The following is a 24,452-nucleotide window of genomic DNA, read 5'->3' on the forward strand; positions in this document are numbered from 1 at the left end:
TGGCATCAACACTATTGATAACCATAATTTAGTTCTTGAGAGCATCAAGGTATGCTTCACTTGTATTTTCTGCGATCTTGAGCCAGTTGTACCTGGTCTCGATAAGTTCTTTACCGGCATTTCTCATGCTACCATTGGATAGGTCATCGAGTACGTACTTTATGCCCCATGCAATAGAATCCGGCTTTTTGTAGACAAGGATACCATCGACGAAATTATCGATTATTTGAACAGCATCTGTTGCAACGATGGTCCTTTCAGCATCCCACCCTTCAAGAACAACTATACCAAACGGTTCGTTCCTGCTCGGAATACAGAGAATATCACATGCATTGAACCAGTCCTTTGCCGTTTCATCATCCACATATCCCAGGAAATGACAATTGTCTGAAACTTTTTCGACATTTGCAAGAGCTTCACATGGAGGGCGCATTTCACCTTCCCCTATGAAAACAAATTCCGTGTCCCAGCGATGATCCATCACTTCGGGGATGGCTTCAACAAGTAGATCCGGACCTTTTTGGTAGCTCATACGCCCTATGAACAGCACAACGGGTGCAAGAGGATGGATGCCGAATCTTTCTTTCACTTCACCGGCATCAACATCCTTTTTTATCTTTCCATGGAAGATACCATTCGGAATGATCGAGATCTTCTCATCGGGTATCTGGTACAGGAACTTGATCTCATCTGTAAGTTGCTGTGAGGTGGATATGACCTTCGTGGCTTCATAGCCAGATTTCCATTCCCTGTGAGATATTTCCTCGGCTTCCCACCAGTTTCCATGTTTGTTACCATTACGTCCCCATTCGGTACTGTGATATGTGAACATGAAAGGAATACCAAATTCATATTTGATCCTTGAGACCACATTGAAAGGATGCCAGTCATGTGCATGTAATATATCGAACTTGCCATATTCCTTCGTAACATCAAGGAAGCTCGAGTACATTGAATCACACATACTATCCATTTGCTGAACGATACCGCCTGAGAGAGAATGGTCCACTCTATGATAGTGAACCCCATTGACCTCACCATATGGATCAAAACCATTATTTCTGGTAAATATGTGGACTGAATGTCCCATCTCAGCAAGAGCTTCAGCAAGTTCGGAAACATGCGGAGCTATACCACCCACTTTTATCGAGTGCAAACTCTCCCAAGAGAACATCCCGATCTTTAAATTTTTCCCCATTTTAGTTCAAATCCAATTAGTTTATAGTATTAGTTAAATATTTGCACATGTACTTAAGCGTATCATTCAGAACCAACCTCAAAATTACCCTGAAGATATTTCACAGCTGTTTCCGGAGGCATTGTATTGATGTATACTTCGGTATTTTTCTCAAAACCCGCTGCTTTCGTTGTAACCGGTTGAAGCTTCAAGTTAAAGTGATATCTAGGTTCATCTCTTAGCTGATAGAACATGTAATTATAAGGTATCTCACCCATATTGTCCCGGAGACATGAGAGAACAGAACGTATTGCTTTTCCCAGAGAGTCTAAATGGTCCTGATCAAAACCTGAGATATGATTTGTATGTTCCTTAGGCAGGATCCACATCTCATACGGGACCTTTGAGCAATATGGTGTTATGACTATAAAATGATCATTTTCATACAAGAGCCTCTCACTTTTGCTTTCTTTTTCTACGATGTCACAATAAGGACATCTTGAAAATGATCCTATGACCCTCATCTCTTCCATTAATAGCGGAGGTTTAATGGGCATCGCTATTAGCTGGGAATGAGTATGTTCCAGAGACGCACCGGCCTTTTCCCCCCAGTTCTTGAACAGCGAAACGTATTCGATCTTATCAATCGCTTCGTAGTGAATTACACGGTCCTGATAGACCTTCATAAGTAATGACATCTCTTCATCTGAAAGATCAGGGATCATATTCTCATGCGCAGGTGTTTCAACTATAACTTCATGAAAACCATACCCTGGAAATACCTCATGATCTGAATTAACTTCACTTGCATCCGGAGCAAGTGCAGGATAAAGATTTGGTATGCAACGTACATCCCACCCTGTTACTCTTGAACTCTCGGAATCTTTCAGAATGCTGCCATTTTTATAAACAGCAGTTGAAAGAGGTGTTTTTTCTTCTTCGCCTGCACAAAAAACACATTTATTGGCGGCCTTTTCTTTCTTTTCTGCTTTGAACACTGAAGGCCTTTTACTTCTTCCTGGTGCTATTATGCAATATTCATCCAGAAAATAGTGCTTGCGTATCTCTGACATATTCCCATCATCCCCAATATAGATATATTCAGTTTCTTTTCATAAGAGCAAAACTTTTCTTTTACAGGTCCTTAGCTCATTTTGATTTTGTACCTGTGAGCATCTCATAGTATTGCTTAGTAGGTTCCTGCCAGTTCATATCCTTAGCAAGAAGATTTGCTTCCTGGCAGAGGAAGTTGTATTTTGTCTTATCATCGGTGTAAGTGTCTATGAAGTAATCCATTTTAAGTGCGTAATCTGCTATCGTTTCAAGATAGGCAAGATCGATATTATCAACCACCAGCACCCCACCCATTCCCATCACCAGACGCTTGGCAGTGCTTAACGCATCACTGAATCCACAAACCTTGCTGACAATGCTGGGAGTTGCTTCCTTTCCAGCTTCAAGACCAGTCAACAGGAAAGGCTCGTATCGTGAGGGGAATATGCCGGCAATACAACCAGCCATGAATTCATCGACATTCATGTTGAAACCGCCATCATGATCTGACAACCATTGGGGATAAAGAATAGCAGAAACGTACCTATCACCATTTGGAAGTTTGGAACATTCAAGTCCCCTGTTCTCGATCATATTTTGGATCCTTAATTCTTCACCGATCAGTATATCTTCATTGAGCATGATCGGGAAATTATCCGGCAGATTTGTTTTTGGACCGTGAGCAGTTATGATGAAACACACGACCCTGTAATTATTATCAAGCCTACCGGATTCGACCTCGATCCTCACCATCCTGTCAAGAAGAAGAAGTGAATCCAGCAGGTCAGGATAACCCTTATTCTCAATTTCGATACGTGATATAGAGAATATAGGAATGATCTTTTCCGGTAAAAGCTCTACACTGTGATGCGTATTATAAAGCTTACTGGCAGTTAATTCCTGGATCTTAGTACGGCATTTTAACTTTTTATCCAATAGTTCATCGATATCCTCGATCTCAAGATCGATACCATTCCTTACAACAATGGAATCAATGTCATAGAACAATTTGATCTCTTTTTTTGTAGAATCTCCTACTGCAGTTACAACATCTGCATATGAGGACAACGACTCAAGAGTCGCCATATTCTTTGGAACCCCATCACCAAATGAACTATCATTTTCACGTATTTTCCTTATGGAAAGATGTCCTGCAACTCTTCCTGGAATAGTTGCATGATAGGTTGCAACTGTATTGATCGTAACACCGATCTTCTTGAGTCTGGCAATTGCATAAAATACACCGAACTCGTGACAGTGCAATGAAACATACAATGTAGGCATCAAGGAACTGGCAAATTCGGATATCAGTTTATCTTCATAGGCACCGGCAGTATCTTCCCTGAGAGATACGAGAGTATGAACAAATTCAGATATTGCATATGAAAGATTTAGATAATGTGCATATTCGGTCCTGTTCCCCATATCCTCAAAGGATAAGGAATCAAGGCCAATGAGGTCATAAGCTTCAGCCTTGATCTTATTTTCCAGGCAAATGTGTTCGCCTTTATATTCAACGATCACCCTGCAAAAATCATTGGTCTTGAACATCAAGTAAACAATTTCTACCCCTTTGATCTTTATGGCCCCAACAACAACTTCAATGCCTTTTACCTTGAGTTCTTCAATGATCATTGAAAGTTCTTCATCAGGAACAAAATCATCAAATTCACTCATGTCTGTGATACGGTTCAGACCCTTGTTCCAATCCGAACCACTATGCCCATAATAAGAGCCCACAACGAAGATCCTTGGAATAGATTCCTCTTCGATGGTCCCGTCTTCAAACATTTGTGCAAGATTCTTTACTTCCGCATCAATAACATTCCATATACCGCCCATCTTATTGGACTTTGGACCAGCTTCTTCGCCGGCAATAATAATACATTTACGTTCGATCACCCAGTACCCCCCGGACTTATTAATTGTTTATAGACACTGGCAATATACTATATTAGTTTTCGTAAAGTTATAGGCTATGTGGAGAGCCTCAACCAAGATAAACACACGAAATTGACCACACGTGCTGAATTAAAGCTGAAAACTTGCAATATTAATTTTGAATACGAGAATAAGTCTTTATCAGTGAAACTCAAATTTACTAATATGATCCCAAAACTTTACTTGTATTCCTTTGGTGTCTGGTTGCTGTTCATAGTACCTGCCATATTAAATGGTATAGCAAGAGGGTTTTATGCACCCTACACAGGTGAACTTCTTGCCCACCAGATAAGTTCGATGATCTTCAGCACGATCATATTTGCAGTTACCTACGTATTCCTGAAACATTCAGATGTTTCGGGGACATCTGTGCAGTTCATTTATGTTGGCCTGATGTGGTTGTGCCTGACAATATCCTTTGAATTCCTCTTCGGACATTTTATCATAGGTCACTCATGGGAGCGCCTGCTATATGATTACAATATCTTCGAAGGACGTATCTGGTTACTCGTGCTGATCGTAACAGCTACATCGCCCTGGCTTGCCAACAGGATGCTCGGGGTTCCAGCGGACAGGGGGTCACAATGATATTTACGAAAAGTATGTTTGAAGGAATTTAAGGTTAATTTACCAATTGTTAATTCATCAGTAAATCAAAAAGTAATAATGGTAAATCGATATGTTGTGAAGACATAAAACCAAGATATTTGACAAAATATTAGAGGGGGATAATTCCCCTCAACTAATTCTTAACAATAGGGCTCATCTAAACGATACATATCTATCAGCTCATTGATATCTGAAATCGATGTTGAGCCCTGTAAACGGTAGTCATTGATTGCTGCACTCACTTCACCAATATCAATTATAAAGTCCTTATTTTCATCGTATGGATTGTATGCAACTAAACACAACGGAAGGTAGTCGATATTATTCCCGTCAATATTATACTGTGAATCACATATCCCGTCACAATCCACATCTACATTGATCTGGCTGACACCTGTACCATCCGGTTTTGCCCAGTAGTTTCCGCCAATGAATGGCCCACCAACAATGTTTGGACCTGCGGTCTTTGTGGTATTCCAGACATTGCTCTTGTCATTCCTGGAAAAACCAGCATTTTTAGAGTTATTGAAGTAGTTGTTGTAGATGAAATTGTTGCCGGAAGAATGTAACCAGATGCCGCTATAGCTATTATTTGACGCCGTGTTGCTAATCAACGTATTGCTGTTGGAAAAAGTAATATATATACCGAACTTGTTGTTCAACGCCGTGTTGCTGATCAGAGTGTTGTTGCAGATCAACGCGCTATTGCCTTGAGACTCCAGGGTGATACCGAACTTGTTGTTCGATGCCGTGTTGTTGGTCAACGTGTTGTCGCTGGAACGAAGCATATAGATACCAAAAGTGTTGTTCAACACCTTGTTATTGATTAGCGTGTTGTTGCTGGACTGAAACAGCATGATTCCAAAGTAATTGTTCGATATCGTGTTGCCCGTTAACGTCGTATGGTTGCTGGAAGAAGTCAAATGGATGCCTGCTTTCTGATAACCTGTAGCGCCGCTCACATTGAACCCACTAATGGTTACCTAATCAGCAGTAACTTTGAACCCATTACCACCGCTTGATGCAGCAGTGATATGCGTGACTGCAGAGCCACCAGTTGACGTTATGTTTAGTTGCTTGTTCACATCCACGTATTCTTCATAAAATCCTGGAAAAACAAGGATTGTATCCCCATCAAATGAAGCATCTACGGCAGCTTGTATCGATGTGAAATCTGCTAATGGTCCAGTGCTGTTATTCACTGTGAATGTACCTGCGGTTGCTGTTCCAATGGTCATCAATACTAAAGCCATTCCAAAACAAATTATCATACTTTGTTTAATTCTCATCACTTACCCCCACCAGATAATTAAAAAGATATATTCAGAATTTAGTTTATTTATGAAAATTGTTTTTAAAGTATTAATACTTTTTTTGGAAACTGAATTAGTAATAAATGTTGCTAATTTTAGGCACATATCATATTTATTTTACACAACAATTCCAGCTTTGCAAAGACGTTGTGCACATTTTTCGCGTTACCTATAGCTCCAACTTACTGTGCGAGGACATAGGCATCTTGAAAAATATGAATTATACAAATAATCCTTTACTCCGAAACCTTAATAAATGATTAATCATTATAGATGTGTGCAATGATTAATCGTGATAGATGTTCATTGCCCATAAAACCAGGGGGAAAGAAGAAATGGAAACATACTACGCAGGCACTACAATGGATGATGAAGACAGTATCCTTGAATGGACAAATAGAGGACTTAAAATTGATGGAAACGGGGCATTCATTGCCACCCTTACAGTATCCATTGCTCTGATGGCCTTCCTCAGACTTTCATCTTATGCTAACCTCTTCTAAAGTAAAGGAATCTTCCTTAAGACCGGAAACTCCTTTACTTCATCACCTTTTTATTATTCTCCATTTTACAAATTTGTGATCACAACCAAATGATACCAATTCCGCCCGGAAATATTCAGATATGTTTCATGGGCTTGCACTTTTCTATACTATAAACATGATTCATGAGCTGTGCTTGGATTCGTTCTATTTTTCCTGAAAAACAGCACGTATTAAATTGAAAAGCCGATCTGCCGGAACTTCGCCTTTTCTAAAAAGATCCATGAATATTTTAACCCTGTAATTTGAACAGATAGAACAATCTATATCCTATTATTACAGTTATATCTGCAAATATGTTGAGAGTACGGGGGTAACATTATACTCAACGATAAAGATCTTGATTGCGAGACAAAAGGCGATGAGCATAGCATTTCTCTTGAAGATTTCCTCGAAAGGTTCGATGCTGGTATCGAGGGATTAACAACACGTGAAGCCTTAGAAAGGCTGGAGATATGTGGAAGGAATATTTTTGAGAATATAGGGAGAGAATCAGTTCTTAAAAAGTACCTAAAGCAATTCAACAATTTTTTCTCGGTCCTGCTTATTACAGGGGCTTTGCTTGCCTATACATCAGAGCTGCTGGACCCTGGAAAAGGCAACTTGTACATCGCCATTGCGCTTTTTGGAGTTGTTATTCTCAATGCCACGTTCACCTTTATACAGGAATATCAGGCAGAACAGATAATGGCGAGTTTTCGCCAGCTTATACCTCCTGTTGCCAAGGTCCTGAGGGATGGGGAAATAAAGGAAATATTGGCACCCGAACTGGTTGTCGGAGATGTCATATTCATTGAAGAAGGAGACAAGGTCCCTGCTGATGGCCGGCTCATTGAAGAGAATACTTTAAAGGTTGACAATTCGTCATTGACCGGTGAGGCTGAGCCACAGTTACGCTCCCTTGAATGCACTCACCCAAACATACTCGAATGCAGGAATATGGTCTTCTCGGGAACGCTTGTATTGACAGGTAACGGAAAAGCCGTTGTTTATGGAACTGGGCACAATACACAGATGGGAAAGCTTGCAACCCTGACGGAACAGACAGCATCAGTTGAAACGCCCCTTCGCAAAGAGCTCAATAATTTCATCAGGGTCATCTCCGTAATTGCAATATTTCTCGGAATATCCTTCTTTACGATCGGCTTTGTGACACAGGACCTGTTCCTGTTGAATCTCATTTTTGCAATAGGTATCATAGTTGCCAATGTCCCTGAAGGATTGCTTCCGACTGTGACCCTATCCTTAAGCCTGGCTTCAAAAAGAATGGCAAAAAGGAATGCACTTATCAAACGGCTCGAATCTGTGGAAACCCTTGGATCTACCACGGTCATTTGTACTGATAAGACCGGGACACTGACCCAGAACAAAATGGCCATACATTCAATGACCCTGGGCTTCGAGCAAATTGATGTGAGCAATGGGGAAGTCCCACCGGACATCCTAATGAAAGTAGCAGTACTTTGCAATAATTCAAGGCTCGTTGAAGGACCTTCGAGATATAAGGGAGACCCCACCGAAGGTGCGTTGTTGATGTACGCATCCAAATTTACTGATATTGATCTGATGCGGAGAAATAATACCCGCCTAATGGAATATTCGTTCGACTCCCTGAAAGAAAGAATGCAGGTCATTTATCATACTGATCAGGGTGAACAGGAATCCTACCTTAAAGGCGCAACTGAAGTTGTTATTAAAATGTGTGACCATGTCCTGATGGACGGGGACGAAGTACCCATCACCGAAGATGAACGGAACAAGCTCCTTGATATGCATTTGAAGATCGCTGGAAGGGGTGAGCGTGTGCTTGCTCTTGCCTATCGCAGGGCAGATGAGGAGATCGAATACGACAAAGGTTTTACATTTATCGGTTTTGCCGGTGCGGTCGATCCTCACAGACCTGAGGTCAAAGATGCTATCCACAAATGTCACCGGGCGGGAATTAAAGTAGTGATGATAACAGGAGATCATCCGGTAACTGCCCTTTCCATTGCAAAGAACGTTGGTTTTAGTAGCAATGGACATGAGCCGGTGATGATCACAGGTGCTGAGCTGGACAAATTATCAATTGATGAACTTTCAAAAAAACTAAAGGCTCCGTATATTATATTCGCACGAACATCCCCGGTCCAGAAATTGAAGATAGTACAGGCGTTTCAGTCAAGGGGAGAGATCGTGACCATGACCGGGGATGGCGTCAATGATGCACCTGCAATAAAGAACGCAGACATGGGTGTCGCCATGGGGAGCGGTACGGATGTTGCAAGAGAGTCTGCCGACATGATCCTTCTTGATGATAATTTCGCCACCATCGTCAATGCAGTGGAAGAAGGAAGGACAGTCTTCGATAACATCAAGAAGTTCATTGCCTACATCCTTACAAGCAATATTCCGGAAATACTGCCATTCATTGCATTTGTTCTGCTTTCGATACCCCTGCCCATGAACGTGCAGCTGATCCTTGCCATCGACCTTGGTACAGACATACTTCCGGCACTGGCACTGGCTGTTGAGAAAGGGGAAGGAGACATAATGAAGCGTCCTCCACGCTCTAAATATGAAAGGCTTCTGACACCACAGATACTTTTGACATCCTATGGAATGAAAGGACCCATCGAAGCCCTGGCAGGCTTTACATGTTATTTTGCAGTACTTCTGGATGGGGGGTGGACCTGGGGACAGGCCTTACTAGGCAATGATCTTCTCTACAGACAGGCCATAATGGCATTTTTTGCTGCGGTCATAATCTGCCAGATAGCAAATTTGCTTGTATCCCGTACAAGAATCGAGTCTGCATTATCCAGGAATATGTTCACGAATAAAATGATACTACTGGCGGTAGTGAGCGAATTAGGGATACTTTCCATGATAATGTTCAATCCATTTGCGAACAAGGTATTTGGAACAGCACCGGTACCAATGGAATATCTTGTACTTGCAATTCCTTTTGCAATATTGCTGTTCGTGCAGGATGAGATAAGGAAATATTACATCAGAAAGGGATCATTGCTTGCAAAGACTTTCCTGAAGTGGTGATCAAGTCAAACTATGCTGTTGTTTGACCGATCAACCAATGATCGAAAGGCTAATCTATGGGCACGATTTAGACATCTGCACCGAAACTGAACAACAATATAAGGAAGATCAAATACAGCAAGAGCAATGCGATCCCTTCTATTCTCCTGATCTCCCAGTGAGTTTGGATGAACCATAACAGAACGACACTGATCATTATCATGAACGGGATCGTGAACATGATGCTAAGTCCGGTTATCTCAAGAGGGAACACAAATGCAGAGAGCCCCAGTACCAGAAAGATATTCGTGATGTTGGAACCGATGACATTCCCAATTGCAATGTTCCCATAGCCTTTACGTGCAGCAGATATGGTCACCATTAGTTCGGGAAGGGAGGTACCTACTGCAACCAGTGTAACCCCAATGAAAGTGTCGGGAAGCTGAAAGATCTGTGCAAAGAATATTGCTTCCTCGACAAAGTATTTAGCACCGAATATCACTGCAGTTCCACTAAAGGCAAGAATCAGAAGATGTTTATAGAGATTCCCAAGTTCCTTTTTATTCTCTTGTTTTTTACCAGAATTGTGGTTATTGATCCCTGTTCGAATACGCTGGCTAATAGACCCCACATATTTGAATTTGATAAAATAACTGATAAACTCCCCGAAATATGATCGAGTTTCATATTTTGACTTATCCTCGAACAAAAAGAAAACATAAGCTAGATAGAAAAGGATAAGTATAACTGCTTCAGCTCTTGACAGTTGAAGATCAAATGCAAGAAGGAAGAAAAGAGCGGAAGCAAAAAGCATAATGTAGCCATCTCTTTTGAGCATATCTGATTCGGTCTTCACCACCGAGATGAACGCAGCACATCCAACTATAAGGGCTATGTTTGCAATATTTGAACCTACAACATTACCGATCACGATCCCACTTGAGTGTGAAAGTGAAGCAGCCATAGAAGAAGCAAGCTCAGGTATCGAAGTTCCAATAGCAACAAGTGTCAAACCAATAATGAACTCTGAAACTCCTAGTTTTTTTGCAATGGCAGATGCTGAACTGACAAAAAAGTCCGAGCCCTTGACAAGCAGGATAAGACCGATAAGCAGGATAATGACGTTCGATAGCATCAACTGTTACTTGAAAGTATTCCTATTTATCTTTGTGTATGATAGTGTTAAATAAAAGGAATTTGATGCTCTAATAGCCCATACGCATATTTATATGCAAGATTGATGTTTAATAAATAATAAGTAAGACATTGTAAAGGAGTTAAATGCTTTGAGTGATAGTGAAACTATTAGATTGGGATTTGTAGTAGCTGAATTTAACAGAGATCTGACCTACCAGATGGAACTTATGGGAATTGAACACGCAAAGTTCCTTGGTGCAGAAGTTACAGAAACTATCCTTGTTCCTGGCGTTTATGATATGCCTCTTGCTATCAAGAAGCTTTGCTTGAAGGATGATATTGACGCTGTTATAACCATTGGTATCGTCATCGAAGGTGCCACCAAACATGATGAGATAGTCGTGCAGCAGGCAGCAAGGAAGATAATAGACCTTTCACTTGAATATGACAAGCCGGTGACCCTTGGAATAGCAGGACCGGGAATGACACGTATGGAAGCACATCAGCGTGTGGATTATGCCAAGCGTGCCGTTGAAGCCGCTGTGAAACTGGTCCAGCGTCTGTGATATTAGAATTATCCTTGAATTAAAAACGAATATATAGAGAGTGATCTGAAATGCCATCCTCCAGACTTGAACGTGTAGAAGAGTCAGCTACGATCAAGATCGCCAACGCTGCGAACAAGATGAAAAGCGAAGGTATCGACATCATCAGCTTCAGCCTCGGCGAGCCTGATTTCAACACACCTGAACATATCTGTAAAGCAGCAGCAGATGCCATGTACCGCGGTGAAACCCATTACGCACCTTCCACAGGGATATCTGAACTGAGGGAAGCCATCGCGAACAAGTTACAGACAGAGAACGAACTGGAAGTGACCGCAGATGACGTGCTCGTCACACCCGGTGCAAAACAGGCTATCTTCGAGATCATGATGTCAGTTCTCGATGATAATGATGAAGCTATCCTATCGGACCCGTCATGGGTATCCTACAGCCCCTGCATCAAATTCGCAGGTGCAAACCCCGTCTGGGCACCAACAGACCCTGATAACGGTTTCATGCCATACGGAATCGAGGAGCTCATCACGAACAAGACAAAGCTCATTGTGGTGAACTCACCATGCAACCCTACAGGCGGAGTATTTGACAAGGAAAAGCTCAAGACAATTGCAGACCTTGCCATCGACCACGACCTTCTGGTGCTGTCAGATGAGATATATGAGAAGATCATCTACGACAAAAAGCATATCAGCATGGGTTCACTCGACGGCATGCATGAACGTACCATAACGGTCAACGGATTCTCAAAAGCATACGCAATGACAGGCTGGAGACTTGGTTACGTAACAGCAATACCTGAGCTCATGAAAGGGTTCAAGAAGATACACTCACACTCAGTAAGCAGTGCGACCACTTTCGCACAATTCGGCGGTGTAGCTGCCCTTGAAGGTCCACAGGAACCTGTCAATGACATGCTCAAAGAGTTCAAAGCAAGACGGGATATCCTCATCGATGGACTGAACTCCATTGGCATCAAATGTAAAAGACCGGACGGTGCTTTCTATGCATTTGCCGATGTCAGTGAATTCGGCAACGGTGATACGGTAGCTGAAAAACTGCTTCAGGAAGCCCACGTGGCCGTAACACCAGGCTCGGCATTCGGAGTCAGTGGAAAGGATTTCGTAAGAATATCCTACGCAACATCACAGGAAAGGATTAAACAGGCACTTCAGAGGATAGAGGAAACACTCCTCTGATCTCACATCTTTTTTCTACCTTTTTTAGGAATCATTAAGAGAACTTTCATTTCTCATTTGGTCCGTATCTTTCGAGTACCTTCTTAATAATTCTTCCACTGCTGCAAAGTTCACATTTCATCGCATCATCGACACGTACTACCTTTGCTTTAAAGCCCCTCTCACCCAGACTTTTTTCAAGCTCAGCGATATCGAAGAACTGGTCATGTCCCAGGACGATGATATCAGGGTCGATATCTTTTAAAGGCTCAAAGATATCACTCTCGCTTCCAAGAAGGGCCTTGTCCACGACCCCGAAAGCACTTATCATCTCAAGGCGCTGTCCTTCAGGAACAATGGGTCGTGCCTTGTGCTTTATCATGGAATCCCTTGCGACAAGGACATAGAGCTCATCCCCTAAACTATGTGCCTGTGTCAAGAAAAAAACATGTCCCGGATGCAGAAGATCAAAAGTTCCCGTAGCAAGTACTCGTGTCAAGAAATATCACCATAGTTATAGATAGCTTAATTTTGCTCTAATCATTGACAATATCCTTAATAACAGTATGTAAAAGAAGAATGCTCAATCGAGCTTTTCATGATGACCTTCAAGAATTTCATCCCTGAAATTACGATAGCATCTCTCCACAAGGTCAAGGGTACCCTCGATGTTCAAAATATCGAACTCAAAGATATCAGCAAATTCCTTAACGACATCATCGAACTCCTTTTCATACTTCAGACCGGTGTTCAATTTTGCAACTTTCTTGTAGCCAATGGAATCGAACACCCATTTTGAGGTTTCAACATCATTCGGGTCTTTACCAAAACCTCCGGCAACGAGCATATCCCCCCAATTGGCTGCCCACATAGGAGTCAGGAAGAACGTACCTACACCCTTGAAACTCTTAAGGTGCTCAAGATATGCATCCCTGCCACCAAGTACAGCCCCAATACAATCATCAACGATCTCGCCATTCTCTTCCTTGAGTATACAGATCCTGCAATCCAGATCATCAAGATCTTCCTCGATCTTGCCAAGAACATTTCCACAAAGCCCGTAGAACAGCAGGACACCATCGGAAAAGACCGCCATGTCCTCAACTGCCTTATATACCTCGGACTTAAGGTTCTGAGGAATAGCATGCAGAGCAAACTCAAGGATATTGATGATGAAACAGTATTTGTCTGCACAATTGTCCTTGTAAGCAGAATTAAGGGATGTTGCAGGAACAAGCTTGTAGGAAATTCCGATATCATCAAGCTTTTCAACCAGACGAGAACAATCCTTGTTCTCCACCACAATAAGCTCATCTATAAGCGGATCGTTCTCCACCAGATGGACTATCTCATCCTCGAACATCCGGCATCCAATAAGACTCATTACAGGCATCTGTTATTCCTCATACAATAGCTGGATAATGTTGATTATCGGAACTATATAAGGATGTTCATCATTTTAAAAAGGCAAAAAAAAGAAAGAGGCAGCCAAATGCTGCCCAATATCGTGTATTTCAATGAACTTATATCAGAACTTCTTACCATAACACGTGTCAAGGTGTTCCTTTGATGGCTGTTTTGTCAAAAGACTTACACTCACTGCAGCTATCGTTGCAAGAGGAACGGCAATAAGAATTGGATCAACGACTGTCCAGGTACCTGTAAGTAAAGTATCGGTTCCAAAAAGAGCCTTGCAGATGCCAAGAGGTGCTGCTTCCTTTACATGCACGAATGCCAGCCAGAACAGGCTGCTGAAAGTGCCTATGATCAAACTCGCGATCGCACCTTCTTTTGTCATTCTCTTCCAGAACAATGCACCAATATACATCGGAAGGAAAGCTGCTGCACAAAGTCCGAAGAAGATAGCGGTTGCCCTTGCTATTATGCTGATAGGTAGAATGTATGCAAGTATGACACTGAATATAATGGTCACAATGATACCTAATTTGGTAACAGTAACAGTACTACGTGCATTCCCTTTCATGAGGAACTCACGGTAAAAATCATGTCCGATAGCTGTTCCCATTGTGTGGAATTGTGAGCTTAATGTGGACATCGCCGCTGCAAGTAAAGTTATCATGAAAAAGATAACGAACAATTCAGGCATTGCACTGTTAATGTATTCAGGCATGATAAGATCGAGATTTCCTTTTGCAACATCGATGGAGATCATTTCCACCGTATTGAAAAAATGGACGTTTGAAAGACCACCTACAATGTATGCCACGCCTGCCATCATAAGAATGAACGGACCGCCTGCGAAAACTGCTCGATTAAGGGATTTCTTGCTATCGACTGTCATGAACCTGACAGCAAGTTGTGGCTGTGCCAATACACCAATGCCAACACCAAGAATAATGGTCGAGACCATTGTCCACCAGATCGGAGAACCAAATTCAGGCATTCTAGTCCAGCCCTGATGACCACCTGCTGCAAGAGATTCAGGAACCATTGGAGCAAGGTTCGTAAGTGCCTGATGAGCTTCTACGACACCACCGAGCTTAGCATAGGTCAGTACCAGAAGAATTGCCATTCCAAAAAGCATCAAAGTTCCCTGAAGTGCATCGGTGTACATGACAGCAAGCAGACCACCTGTAATAACATAAGCCGCTACGATGACTATCAGGATAAGTACTGCAATATTGTAATCTATTGAAAGTGCGGTTTCCATGAACCTTGCACCGCCAATAAGGACGATACCTGCATAGAGAGGCATAAAAAGGGCAATGAGAGCACCGGAATAACCTTGAATGAAACGAGACTGGAAACGCCTTCCGAGAAGTTCAGGAAAAGTTACAGCACCAAGGTTCAAACCTATCCTTCTGGTCCTTGCACCAAATACCACGAACGCTATAAAGATACCTACAAAGATATTCATGAACACAAGCCAAAGAGTTCCAAGACCAAGTGTTCCCGTCACTCCTCCAAAACCGATGATGGCCGCTGTACTGATGAAAGCAGCACCATAAGAAAGAGCAAGAATATAAGGATTTACTTTCCTTCCGGCAAGCATGTAGTCATCTACATCCTTCGTCCTTTTGTAAGCCAACCAGCCACAATAGAAGACTGCGAGAAGATATACAAGAATGAAAATGCCGAGCGTTGAAGTATTTACCGCCACTTATCACCACTCCTCAGTTTCTTCTTCGTTCCACTTTAAAAGACCATACACCATACAACCCAATGCACTAACAATGCACAGTATGTATGCCAACCAGATTTGAGGATCATCAATTCCTAACATAATTATCACTTGCCATTTTTTGCCTGATATATGCTACCACATAACACACACTGATGTTGATATCTGTTAACATGTACCATACATTAATGTTTCGAAGTTTTTCTTGTAAAATGGTATAATCGGATGACTTAAAAAAGACATCAATGAAACTAAAAGTACATAGATGATTTAGAATGAACAGCCTCATATTACAAACATATCACAAAAAGAAATGGAAGAAAATGATCCTGTAAAAAACTTATATTGTAATTATGGTACCATTTTTTGTTAAGTACAAGTTATGCAAACTTCACCTTTTCGTCTTATAAGGATTTCTACAGAACACTGGAAAGACTAGGTTTTAAGTCAAGATATTTAGCCTATTTTTAATATATTTTGTTTCAAATTACTATACGAAATATTTTAGGCAGAAGCCTTAAATACGAACATACTAAACTTAAATATGGAGTGGTGTAGGAGAGATATCCGGGTTTAGAACATTTCTTCTACAAAAATAAATAAAATAAATAAATAAATAATTGGGGGAATATATAATGGTGGAATCACCTATACTGGAAAGTTTATTTGGAATGGTGGATCAGTTCATTGCATTTATTCCGACACTTGTCGCTGTCATAGTATTGCTGATAGTAGGAATGTTTGTCGGGAAAATACTTGGAAAGATCGGAGCAAAGGTCCTTGATAAGATAGGATTGGATGACCTCATTGATAAAACATTCTTAGGCGGTATGATAAAAAGAACCGGATCGACCACCGTGGCAATGTTCGATAGCGTAATCAAATGGTTCATCTACATCATCTTTGCTGTAATTATTATAGACATACTGAAGATACAGATAGTGGCTGATTTCCTTGCCCAGATCATATTATTCCTGCCCCTTATAGTATCGGCAGCTATAGTTCTTATAATTGGAGTGCTTATCGTTGATTTCCTGGCAGGGATCGTAAAGACGCTCTTGATAGCATCAGGTATTGATGAAAATATCGGAAGCAGCGGCATTGGAAAAGGTCTTGAAGCAGCGAACTTGAAAATTTCGGGAATAATTGCAGGTATCATAAAAGCCTTTGGATACTTGATCTTCATTCTGGCAGCTTCTAATATCCTGGGATTGGATGTTGTATCTAATTTCCTAGCAGCAGTACTCAATTATATACCCAGTTTATTTGCAGGTGTTCTCATACTTATAGTTGGACTATTGGTACTTGATCTCCTTACAGATTACCTAAAAGGTATCATGGAAGGAATGGAAGTAGAAGGAAGTAATGTTTGGATCCCATTACTCAAGGGATTCCTTGCACTAGTACTGGTATTGCTGGCACTTGATACGATGCTCATCGATACGAGCATCTTCTATCTGCTGATAGGACCACTTGCATGGGGAATCGCCGTTGTCGTGGCTTTCAAGTGGGGGATCAAAGAGGCACTTGTGGCATATGCCAAAGAGAAGAAATAATCCCACTTTTCTTTTTTTTATTTTTAACATCAGTTAGAAACTTCTTGTTGATCAACTCTTCAAGGGAGGGAGTTATGTTAACTCATGATAAAATATTTGATATTGTGATACGCTATGTCACTACACTCATCCTTTATATACTGCTACTCGCGGTAATTGTGGGAGTGTTAAAGATCTTGGCGAGTCTTGGCTTAATTATAATAGGGATTTTTGATGGCAATTTTATTCAGATAAGTTTTACAAACATAGTCTATAGTGTCCTCACAGTTTTTGTTCTTATTGACTTTTTCAAGGCTTTTATTGATTATCGTGAACATGAACGAATCAGACTTACATATATAACAGATGCCACGATCTTGATCGTTATGCGTGAGATTGCAATTGGAATTTATGGCCAAAAAATTGAATATGAATTTATGCTAACCCTATCGGCAGTGCTACTGGCATTGGGTGCAATAAGAATCCTAGCCGTCAAATATTCACCCAAGGAAGACCAGAATATCTCCTGAAAATAAGCATCAAATAATGAAATAAAAATTTTACTCAGGATCAGCAATATGCTGATCCTTTGATTCATTTGCAAACCAGACCACACGCTGTGGGAAGGCGATCTCAATTCCATTTTCTTCCAAGGTCTTTTTTATCTTCCAGAGAAGTTCGGTCTTAAGAGCATACCAGTCTGTTGAAGGTGCCCATATCTTCACATTTATATTAACTGAATTGTCTCCAAGCTCACTAACAAAAACACCCGGTGCGGGGTTCTTCAGAGCAAATGAATGTTCTTCTATAAGGTTCTTGATTATGCCTATGGCCTCATCGGCATCGTCACTGTATCTTATTCCAACGACATAATCAAACCTTCTTGCAACATTGGCCACATAGTTTGTTATTGTGGTTGTGAAAACTTTTTCATTAGGAATTCTTACATAGAGCCCATCAAAGGTCCTGATTATGGTTGAGATCAGGCTGATGTCCTCTACGACACCCACATTCCCATCGATATTTACCTGATTGCCCAGCTTTATGGGTCTCTCAAATATCAGGAATAGGCCAGATATAAGGTTACCAACTATACTCTGGCTGGCAAAACCTATTACCAGTCCTAATATGCTACCTGCAACCAACAGACTTGAGGGTGCAACTCCCAAAATTGGGAGAATGATAAATACGACAGTTATTGTTACTATGCCATAGTATGCCACCTTTAGAATAATGTCCAGATGGCTTTTATCCATTTTTTCCTTGAGTGACCTTCTCAAATATAATGCCAGTACTTTACCTATAAACACAGAGAGCATTAAGACTACAACAGCAGTGACGATATTGATGATCAATGCACCACTAGCAAAAAAGATCTCCGATATATCTGAAAGGATCAAAAGCCCGCCTCCATGATACATTTGGTTCCGTTCACATAGATCCTTTTGGCAGTATACAGTTCCATTGACTTCTCCATCCCGTATCTTATAGGAGAATCAATGAAATCCGTTTCTGCAATAATAGAACTCATTATTTTCATGTTAGCTTTCATGGATACGAGGTCATGGTCATAGTAGATCTTCATGCCATAAGCATTAAAAACAGATTTACTCACCTCTACCCAATGGTTCGTACTATTTATGATGGACAATTCCATAATTCCTTCATACATTGGATCTGAAGAAGGGATCGTGGAATATACCTCACTTTTCCAGTACTTACATATCAACCCGCCACTTGCCTCTCCGTAGAGGGTGAACTTTTCCTTTGCAATTGTAAGGATATCGATTATTTCGAACTCATCTTTAGCAGAAATGAAGATCCCCATCTCCACCGGAAATTTTATGTAAACCTTCACTCTTGCCATCGGAGCGATGGTTACAGTTTTATCAAATTCTATAAGCAAATTAGAGGTTATCTTTTTGGGCTTGTTCAAAGGCTCAATTGGGTTTATGAGGACCTTCCCATCGCCTTTCATCAGGAGTTTCTCCAGAATCTCATCGAGAAATTGCCTTCTATAAAGATAGGTCTCCCCTTCTTTCTCCACTAATATAGCCAGCCCTTCTTTTTCTGATCTGAAAGGTATAGTATATGATCCGTACATGATGCTCCAGATTTATTAAACAATGATTTTGTAGAATATGCTTTTGTTCTTATGTTATTTACCTTTATAGAAGAATGTTATCCTGTATCAAAAACTTTTATTTCCTTCACTAATATGAATTAAAGTTCCAGATAGTGGCTCATTCGTTTAATTTTCGTAGAGATCTATATTTCAATTCTGTGATCCATTCTTTAAACAAAAGGGTTAATAATGATTGAGCTCATAAAATAATTTTATGGGGTTTTTGAGAGGGCTGAATATAGTTGTTTTGTTATCCATAGCAATATTCATCACATATATCACTTATTTTACAGACTATCTAATTGGTTATGAGACCCTGTTGATAAAATTACTGCATTCTGTGATCATTGTCCTAGTATTCTACATAATATGGGCCATTGCCGAAGACATTGTTAAATTAAAAGTACATGATAACAAAGAAAGGTACACGTTCCGCAAAACGGTCTCAATAATAATCACATTCCTTGTTCTGGCATCCCTTTTTGCCTTGTGGTTCAGAGAAACCACCGGCCTGATAGTAGCCTATGGTATACTAAGTGCAGGTGTTGCTATAGCCCTTCAGGACCTGTTAAAAAGTATAGCTGGCGGGCTAATTATTTTTATATCCCGTCCTTTCAAGGCTGGTGACCGGATAGAAGTGGGAGATATAATCGGAGATGTACTTGATATAAAGAATTACAGCACCACCATAATGGAGATCCGCGAATGGGTTGACGGGGATCAATATACCGGTCGGATCGTTCAGCTACCGAACAGTTTCATCTTAAGTGGTACGGTTAAGAACTACACTAAGGACTTCTCCTTCATTTGGGACGAAGTACAGATCATGTTGGTATACGGAAGCAACTGGAAAAAAGCAGAAGAAATTGCAACGAAGGTCACAAAAGATGCCATACATGATTTTGAAGATTCTGCGAAAAAAGAACTCCTGTACATGAGTGAGAAATACTTCATCACCTCCTATGATGCGGAAACTAAGCTATACATGAAGCCTCAGGATAACTGGATAGATATGCGTATCAGATATGTGGTGGACCCTCGCCAGCGAAGGAAAATAAAACATATGCTGGTCCAGAAACTCTTTCAGGCACTCGAACAAGAAAAGGACATTTATTTGGGCACTGCAACAAGTATTGACATAATGAGATCTTCGCAAATTACAGTAAATAGGTCGTAATTAAGAACGAGGAAACGGTGGTGTGATCTTTCGATCCACTATTTTTAAGAGTTTGATCTTAGATAATCTTCCAGCATAGAATCTAACGTCCATTGACAAAACAACGTCTTTCTATTTTGTTTCACTTTGTTATTTTATGTTCTTTTTTTCGTTCTGTAATATCTCTGGCAATGCTGAGTACAGCGGTTTTGCCTTCATACTCAATAAGGCGGTTACTTAGTTCTATAGGGATAGGAGTGCCGTCTTTGCAAATAGCTGCGCTCTCTAATATAGCACGTTTTCCCTTTTGTAAACACTTGATACTATCAGGTATCTTTGCTGCCTGTTCAGGAGAATCTAAGTCCATCACCGACATACTCAGCATTTCATCCCTGCTATAACCTGTGAATTTACAAGCAACTTCGTTCACTTCAATGATACTACCATCTAGATCATATATGATAATTGAATCATTAGAGTTGTTAAAAATGTCTCTGAACTTCTTTTCTGATTTTTGTAAAGCTTCCCCTATATGCTTTCGCTCAGTGATATCACGAATTATTATCATATCTCCGTATTTGCCTTCATATGCGATAATAGATCCAATTATTTCTACTGGAATAAAGTTTCCATCCTTTGAAAGAATCTCAATTTCATAATTGTTTGGAATATTTTCGCTGCGAAATCTCTTATTATACCTTTCCTGTACTATTTTCTTATATTCAGTTGAAATAAGATCAAAAAAAGATTTTCCGATTATTTCATCTTTTGAAAAACCACAGATATCCATGAACTTTTGATTTGCAAATTTAAGCAAATCATCTTGAACTACAATAATCCCGTCGTTCCCATTTTCTACAAGAGTGAAGTATTTCTCTTCACTCATCTTCAAATCAGCTTCTGCTTTCTTACGTTCACTTATATCTCTGGCAACGGCTAAGATTGCATTAATTCCTTTGTATTTGATTGGACGAATGTTAAGTTCAACTGGTACCAAAGAACCGTCTTTACATCTACTAATAGTTTCGACGATCCCACCTCCCCGATGCATTTTTTCAATAATTTGCTCGCCTATTGTTTCCCTAATTTCAGGAGGTGTTATGTCCATTACCGTCATTTGCATTAATTCGTCTTTCAGATACCCCAAGCTATCGAAAGTAATCTGATTTGCTTCCAAAAACTTTCCTTCAAGAGAATATATAATGATTCCATCGTTTACGGAATTAAATATCGTTTGAAAATCGTTTTCCAATTGTTTCTGCTTGGAAACATCTATAAACGATATCATTATAGCAATTTTCTCATCCAAATTATCCCGAATGATGTTAGCGGAAGCTAAAGTTATCAGAAGCGAGCCATCCTTTTTTCGAACTGAGAGTTCACCAGACCAAGAACCTTTATTATGAATATTTTCAATTAGTTCTGTTGCTTCAACTTGTTTATCCCAAAAACTATCCGCATTTCTACGCAAAAATATGTTTTTGTTATCAAATCCAAACATCTTTAAAAAAGAAGTATTTATTTAGACGATATTTCCTTCAATATCTGTTAACGCAATAGCATTAATACTTGATTCAATCGCTTGGTTTTTTAGTAATAATTCCTTTTCAAAGGTTAAGATTCGTTTTTTTAAACTATTACCCATTAATCTATCCCCATTTGTAAAAATTTGCGATTATAAATTATATTATAGAGCAAATAAATTAGATGTAAGCAATGACACTATTTCTAAATATAAAGTTATTCATTATAATGATGTAATTATGAAACAATAGTAGTTCGTGAATCTCAGTTCAATCACATATAATAATATCATGAGATGTGTTTAGGCGTGGTATAATTTCTTCGACATGTATTTCAAATCACAAAAGAAATCTCAATCGACCATATTAACATTTCAACAATTACCTTGATTTAAAAGTTGATAGGATCTAATCAGTACCTGCAATCAAATGAAAAAATAGGCTCTGTAGAAATCCTCAAATAAAGCTCATCCAATTTTGCCACCCCCTGTCAGTGTTGTGCATTAGTACCTTATATTTTACTTTAATTACCTGCTTACTACAAAGCCGAGAATACATTCTCTTATGAAAGAGGTCAAAATATCAAACTTAGGTTAGAACAATAAAAAATATCTAAAACCAAAAAGGGAGGAGGGATAAAAACCACAAGGGAATTATCCCATTTCGATCTATTTAGGTCAATATCTCTTATTCCTGCGCATACCCACGACTCCCACAAGCAGGGAGACGAGCATCAGCACAGACATAACGGATTCAACATTTGTACTTGTTGCAACCTTTGTTCCTGTTGTCAGCACCGGCGTACTCGGCATATTCAGTGAATAGGCAGGATCAATACCAAGTATGAACAGGTCAGACATCCGATAAATGCCCTCACCCGATACCGTATAGTTGATGTATGTCTGGTTGCCCACAGTCCCATCTGCCTCGAGAGAACCAACATCCCACCAGTATGCTATTCCCTGGATAGGAGATACTACTGCAGTGTTGCCAGTAGGGTCGGTCTCATTGTATATCAGAGAGAAATTCTGTGGAACAATGTCATATACGACCACATGTGGTGGCGTTGCAAGGTTACCCTTGTTGTGTACCCAGAGAGAAACATCATAATTATCGTCTGTGGCGTTCTTGGTGATGGTCTTCTTTGCTTCAACAAGATATCCGTTGATGATGTATATCTTCTCAATGAGCGTATATGTCCCATTGGTTGTGGCATAGTTGTCTGTTAACTGAGTATCTGAAAGGTCTACGGAAAGATCTACATCGATCCAACCAACTGGTACAGGGTCAGGGAAATCCAATACATCCCATTCTGTCCCTGTCCATGCATTAGCTGTAAGGGATACGCTTTCATATGAAGTAGTGGCAACAGCCGAATCTTTGTCCAGAGCAGTGCTGTTCGTAACATATACATTTACTGCAGATATGCTGAAATCGATACTTTCAGAATCCGTGTTGGTGATCGTAGGTGTGAATCCCCAGTCATCACCATCGCCATTTCCGCCCTCTGACTGATCCAGTTGGTTCTTGTCAAGACTTATCTCGAAATTTGATGTGATCGCTGTCGGATCTCCATTCAATGTGATCCCACTACCGGAAGTTGTACCGTCATTAATTGTAAACTGCAGGGTCGCATTGCCCATATAATATTCAACTGAGGACAGAGATTCTGAATTCGCATGTGCATCCGCATCGTTCTCTGTGGCTGTGAAGTTGAGGGTGGCAGTTGAACCAGCATTCAAACTAAATCCATTCCATGTGATCACATTCTCACTGACTGATATCAGTGTACTTCCATCAGCGGATTCATTATTGGAGAATAGGAAATCAGGAGTCGAGTCATCATCGCTGTCTGTTGCAGTCTTGACAAGTTCGATATTGCTAATAGTAGAACTTGCTGTGTTGTTCAGTGTTAGGGAAACATTGGTGCTATCACCAACAAGTATCTTATCAGAACTATAGCTTTCCTCGAAAAGTATAGGTCTTGAACCGGAACATACATAGTTTATGGTCTCCGTTGCTCCGTCAGCAAGAGAATTGATATGGACTATTACATAGTCATCCCCACTTGTGTCAAGGGTCATACCCGAAGAAGGAATCCATGAAGAAGAAAGAGTTGTGCCATTGCTGAAGTTAAGTGAAATGTCATAAAGGAATGTTGATGACAATTCATTTGTTATGGTGATCACACCTGAACCTGTGGCAGTTCCCTGAGTAAGTGTCCCGTTGTACAGATCCTCCACATTCAAAGATTCCGTGACCTGGATATCCAGCACACTTGTGGCAGCAGCCGGTAGAGTCAATATAGATATCAATACAATTCCAATGAAGGTTTGTCTGAAGATTCCTTCTATGGTTACTTTATACATGTAGTAATTTCCCTCCCATTAAACGTTATAAGTACATACAAATAAATACTATTTAATAATAATAATAACATATCATA

The 24,452-nt window shown here is 40.3% G+C and carries 22 protein-coding genes; 8 read left to right on the forward strand and 14 right to left on the reverse strand.

The annotated features are described in order from the left end of the window. Positions 1 to 28 precede the first annotated feature (28 nt). The 3 genes from AC20MK_RS06800 to AC20MK_RS06810 all read right to left on the reverse strand — a co-directional run bounded on the left by AC20MK_RS06800 (position 29) and on the right by AC20MK_RS06810 (position 4,132). Complete coding sequence (locus AC20MK_RS06800) at positions 29 to 1,156, reverse strand: glycosyltransferase family 4 protein (protein ID WP_487355122.1); 1,128 nt, start codon at positions 1,154 to 1,156, stop codon at positions 29 to 31. 104 nt (positions 1,157 to 1,260) lie between these two features. Further along, positions 1,261 to 2,250: a galactose-1-phosphate uridylyltransferase gene (locus AC20MK_RS06805; RefSeq protein ID WP_487355123.1), complete on the reverse strand. Its 990-nt coding sequence runs from the start codon at positions 2,248 to 2,250 to the stop codon at positions 1,261 to 1,263. A gap of 76 nt (positions 2,251 to 2,326) precedes the next feature. Then, positions 2,327 to 4,132: a glycosyltransferase family protein gene (locus AC20MK_RS06810; RefSeq protein ID WP_487355124.1), complete on the reverse strand. Its 1,806-nt coding sequence runs from the start codon at positions 4,130 to 4,132 to the stop codon at positions 2,327 to 2,329. A gap of 204 nt (positions 4,133 to 4,336) precedes the next feature. Here AC20MK_RS06810 and AC20MK_RS06815 point away from each other — a divergent pair, with 204 nt between their 5' ends. Then, on the forward strand, positions 4,337 to 4,759 hold the full coding sequence (locus AC20MK_RS06815; RefSeq protein ID WP_487355125.1) for a hypothetical protein: 423 nt from the start codon (positions 4,337 to 4,339) through the stop codon (positions 4,757 to 4,759). Between the two features lie 161 nt (positions 4,760 to 4,920). Here AC20MK_RS06815 and AC20MK_RS06820 read toward each other — a convergent pair whose 3' ends face one another. Further along, a complete protein-coding gene (locus AC20MK_RS06820; protein ID WP_487355126.1) occupies positions 4,921 to 5,742 on the reverse strand; it encodes a NosD domain-containing protein in 822 nt (273 codons plus the stop codon). 21 nt (positions 5,743 to 5,763) lie between these two features. Continuing rightward, on the reverse strand, positions 5,764 to 6,033 hold the full coding sequence (locus AC20MK_RS06825; protein ID WP_487355127.1) for a hypothetical protein: 270 nt from the start codon (positions 6,031 to 6,033) through the stop codon (positions 5,764 to 5,766). 395 nt (positions 6,034 to 6,428) lie between these two features. On the opposite strand from AC20MK_RS06825, the gene AC20MK_RS06830 reads away from it, so the two are divergent. Further along, a complete protein-coding gene (locus tag AC20MK_RS06830) occupies positions 6,429 to 6,596 on the forward strand; it encodes a hypothetical protein (RefSeq protein WP_487355117.1) in 168 nt (55 codons plus the stop codon). Between the two features lie 411 nt (positions 6,597 to 7,007). Next, on the forward strand, positions 7,008 to 9,671 hold the full coding sequence (locus AC20MK_RS06835; RefSeq protein ID WP_487357077.1) for a cation-translocating P-type ATPase: 2,664 nt from the start codon (positions 7,008 to 7,010) through the stop codon (positions 9,669 to 9,671). 67 nt (positions 9,672 to 9,738) lie between these two features. Here AC20MK_RS06835 and AC20MK_RS06840 read toward each other — a convergent pair whose 3' ends face one another. Continuing rightward, positions 9,739 to 10,785: a calcium/sodium antiporter gene (locus AC20MK_RS06840; protein WP_487355128.1), complete on the reverse strand. Its 1,047-nt coding sequence runs from the start codon at positions 10,783 to 10,785 to the stop codon at positions 9,739 to 9,741. A gap of 151 nt (positions 10,786 to 10,936) precedes the next feature. Here AC20MK_RS06840 and ribH point away from each other — a divergent pair, with 151 nt between their 5' ends. Both ribH and AC20MK_RS06850 read left to right on the forward strand, forming a co-directional pair. Next, entirely contained in the window at positions 10,937 to 11,353 is a 417-nt protein-coding gene (ribH, locus tag AC20MK_RS06845) for a 6,7-dimethyl-8-ribityllumazine synthase (protein WP_270096836.1), read from the forward strand. Positions 11,354 to 11,403: 50 nt separating this feature from the next. Continuing rightward, positions 11,404 to 12,546: a pyridoxal phosphate-dependent aminotransferase gene (locus AC20MK_RS06850; protein WP_487355129.1), complete on the forward strand. Its 1,143-nt coding sequence runs from the start codon at positions 11,404 to 11,406 to the stop codon at positions 12,544 to 12,546. Between the two features lie 46 nt (positions 12,547 to 12,592). On the opposite strand, the gene AC20MK_RS06855 is transcribed toward AC20MK_RS06850, so the two are convergent. The 4 genes from AC20MK_RS06855 to AC20MK_RS06870 all read right to left on the reverse strand — a co-directional run bounded on the left by AC20MK_RS06855 (position 12,593) and on the right by AC20MK_RS06870 (position 15,769). Further along, the gene (locus tag AC20MK_RS06855) at positions 12,593 to 13,024 is read right to left on the reverse strand and encodes an FAD synthase family protein (protein WP_487355130.1); all 432 of its coding nucleotides are present in this window, start codon (positions 13,022 to 13,024) and stop codon (positions 12,593 to 12,595) included. An 84-nt stretch (positions 13,025 to 13,108) separates the two neighbouring features. Then, positions 13,109 to 13,918, reverse strand: coding sequence for a DUF1638 domain-containing protein (locus AC20MK_RS06860; RefSeq protein WP_487355131.1), 810 nt, complete (start codon positions 13,916 to 13,918; stop codon positions 13,109 to 13,111). A gap of 135 nt (positions 13,919 to 14,053) precedes the next feature. After that, entirely contained in the window at positions 14,054 to 15,646 is a 1,593-nt protein-coding gene (locus AC20MK_RS06865; RefSeq protein ID WP_487355132.1) for a sodium:solute symporter family protein, read from the reverse strand. Positions 15,647 to 15,649: 3 nt separating this feature from the next. Then, the gene (locus AC20MK_RS06870) at positions 15,650 to 15,769 is read right to left on the reverse strand and encodes a symporter small accessory protein (RefSeq protein WP_487355133.1); all 120 of its coding nucleotides are present in this window, start codon (positions 15,767 to 15,769) and stop codon (positions 15,650 to 15,652) included. Between the two features lie 533 nt (positions 15,770 to 16,302). On the opposite strand from AC20MK_RS06870, the gene AC20MK_RS06875 reads away from it, so the two are divergent. Both AC20MK_RS06875 and AC20MK_RS06880 read left to right on the forward strand, forming a co-directional pair. Beyond that, positions 16,303 to 17,223 carry a mechanosensitive ion channel family protein gene (locus AC20MK_RS06875; RefSeq protein WP_487355134.1) on the forward strand — a complete coding sequence of 307 codons (921 nt, stop codon included), beginning with the start codon at positions 16,303 to 16,305 and terminating at the stop codon, positions 17,221 to 17,223. A gap of 74 nt (positions 17,224 to 17,297) precedes the next feature. Beyond that, positions 17,298 to 17,732, forward strand: coding sequence for a phosphate-starvation-inducible PsiE family protein (locus AC20MK_RS06880; RefSeq protein WP_487355135.1), 435 nt, complete (start codon positions 17,298 to 17,300; stop codon positions 17,730 to 17,732). Positions 17,733 to 17,762: 30 nt separating this feature from the next. Here the strand turns inward: AC20MK_RS06880 and AC20MK_RS06885 are convergent, their stop codons facing one another. After that, entirely contained in the window at positions 17,763 to 18,602 is an 840-nt protein-coding gene (locus tag AC20MK_RS06885) for a mechanosensitive ion channel family protein (protein ID WP_487355136.1), read from the reverse strand. Next, on the reverse strand, positions 18,599 to 19,306 hold the full coding sequence (locus AC20MK_RS06890) for a DUF432 domain-containing protein (protein WP_487355137.1): 708 nt from the start codon (positions 19,304 to 19,306) through the stop codon (positions 18,599 to 18,601). The genes AC20MK_RS06885 and AC20MK_RS06890 overlap by 4 nt, the downstream gene beginning before the upstream one ends. Before the next feature lie 235 nt (positions 19,307 to 19,541). On the opposite strand from AC20MK_RS06890, the gene AC20MK_RS06895 reads away from it, so the two are divergent. After that, positions 19,542 to 20,504 (forward strand): mechanosensitive ion channel family protein, encoded by a 963-nt coding sequence (locus AC20MK_RS06895; RefSeq protein WP_487355138.1) that lies wholly within the window; start codon positions 19,542 to 19,544, stop codon positions 20,502 to 20,504. A gap of 121 nt (positions 20,505 to 20,625) precedes the next feature. Here AC20MK_RS06895 and AC20MK_RS06900 read toward each other — a convergent pair whose 3' ends face one another. Both AC20MK_RS06900 and AC20MK_RS06905 read right to left on the reverse strand, forming a co-directional pair. Beyond that, entirely contained in the window at positions 20,626 to 22,005 is a 1,380-nt protein-coding gene (locus AC20MK_RS06900; protein WP_487357078.1) for a PAS domain-containing protein, read from the reverse strand. Positions 22,006 to 22,683: 678 nt separating this feature from the next. Beyond that, positions 22,684 to 24,375 carry a hypothetical protein gene (locus tag AC20MK_RS06905; protein WP_487355139.1) on the reverse strand — a complete coding sequence of 564 codons (1,692 nt, stop codon included), beginning with the start codon at positions 24,373 to 24,375 and terminating at the stop codon, positions 22,684 to 22,686. Positions 24,376 to 24,452 lie beyond the last annotated feature (77 nt).

This window comes from Methanococcoides sp. DA23 (assembly GCF_057593895.1).

Excerpts from the sequence above, each read along its gene's own strand:
- AC20MK_RS06830 (WP_487355117.1), top strand. The coding sequence starts at position 6,429 with ATGGAAACATACTACGCAGGCACTACAATGGATGATGAAGACAGTATC.
- AC20MK_RS06840 (WP_487355128.1), bottom strand. The coding sequence starts at position 10,785 with ATGCTATCGAACGTCATTATCCTGCTTATCGGTCTTATCCTGCTTGTC.
- AC20MK_RS06805 (WP_487355123.1), bottom strand. The coding sequence starts at position 2,250 with ATGTCAGAGATACGCAAGCACTATTTTCTGGATGAATATTGCATAATA.
- AC20MK_RS06815 (WP_487355125.1), top strand. The coding sequence starts at position 4,337 with ATGATCCCAAAACTTTACTTGTATTCCTTTGGTGTCTGGTTGCTGTTC.
- AC20MK_RS06905 (WP_487355139.1), bottom strand. The coding sequence starts at position 24,375 with ATGTATAAAGTAACCATAGAAGGAATCTTCAGACAAACCTTCATTGGA.
- AC20MK_RS06825 (WP_487355127.1), bottom strand. The coding sequence starts at position 6,033 with ATGGCTTTAGTATTGATGACCATTGGAACAGCAACCGCAGGTACATTC.
- AC20MK_RS06890 (WP_487355137.1), bottom strand. The coding sequence starts at position 19,306 with ATGTACGGATCATATACTATACCTTTCAGATCAGAAAAAGAAGGGCTG.
- AC20MK_RS06860 (WP_487355131.1), bottom strand. The coding sequence starts at position 13,918 with ATGCCTGTAATGAGTCTTATTGGATGCCGGATGTTCGAGGATGAGATA.
- AC20MK_RS06870 (WP_487355133.1), bottom strand. The coding sequence starts at position 15,769 with ATGTTAGGAATTGATGATCCTCAAATCTGGTTGGCATACATACTGTGC.
- AC20MK_RS06895 (WP_487355138.1), top strand. The coding sequence starts at position 19,542 with ATGGGGTTTTTGAGAGGGCTGAATATAGTTGTTTTGTTATCCATAGCA.
- AC20MK_RS06875 (WP_487355134.1), top strand. The coding sequence starts at position 16,303 with ATGGTGGAATCACCTATACTGGAAAGTTTATTTGGAATGGTGGATCAG.
- AC20MK_RS06850 (WP_487355129.1), top strand. The coding sequence starts at position 11,404 with ATGCCATCCTCCAGACTTGAACGTGTAGAAGAGTCAGCTACGATCAAG.
- AC20MK_RS06880 (WP_487355135.1), top strand. The coding sequence starts at position 17,298 with ATGTTAACTCATGATAAAATATTTGATATTGTGATACGCTATGTCACT.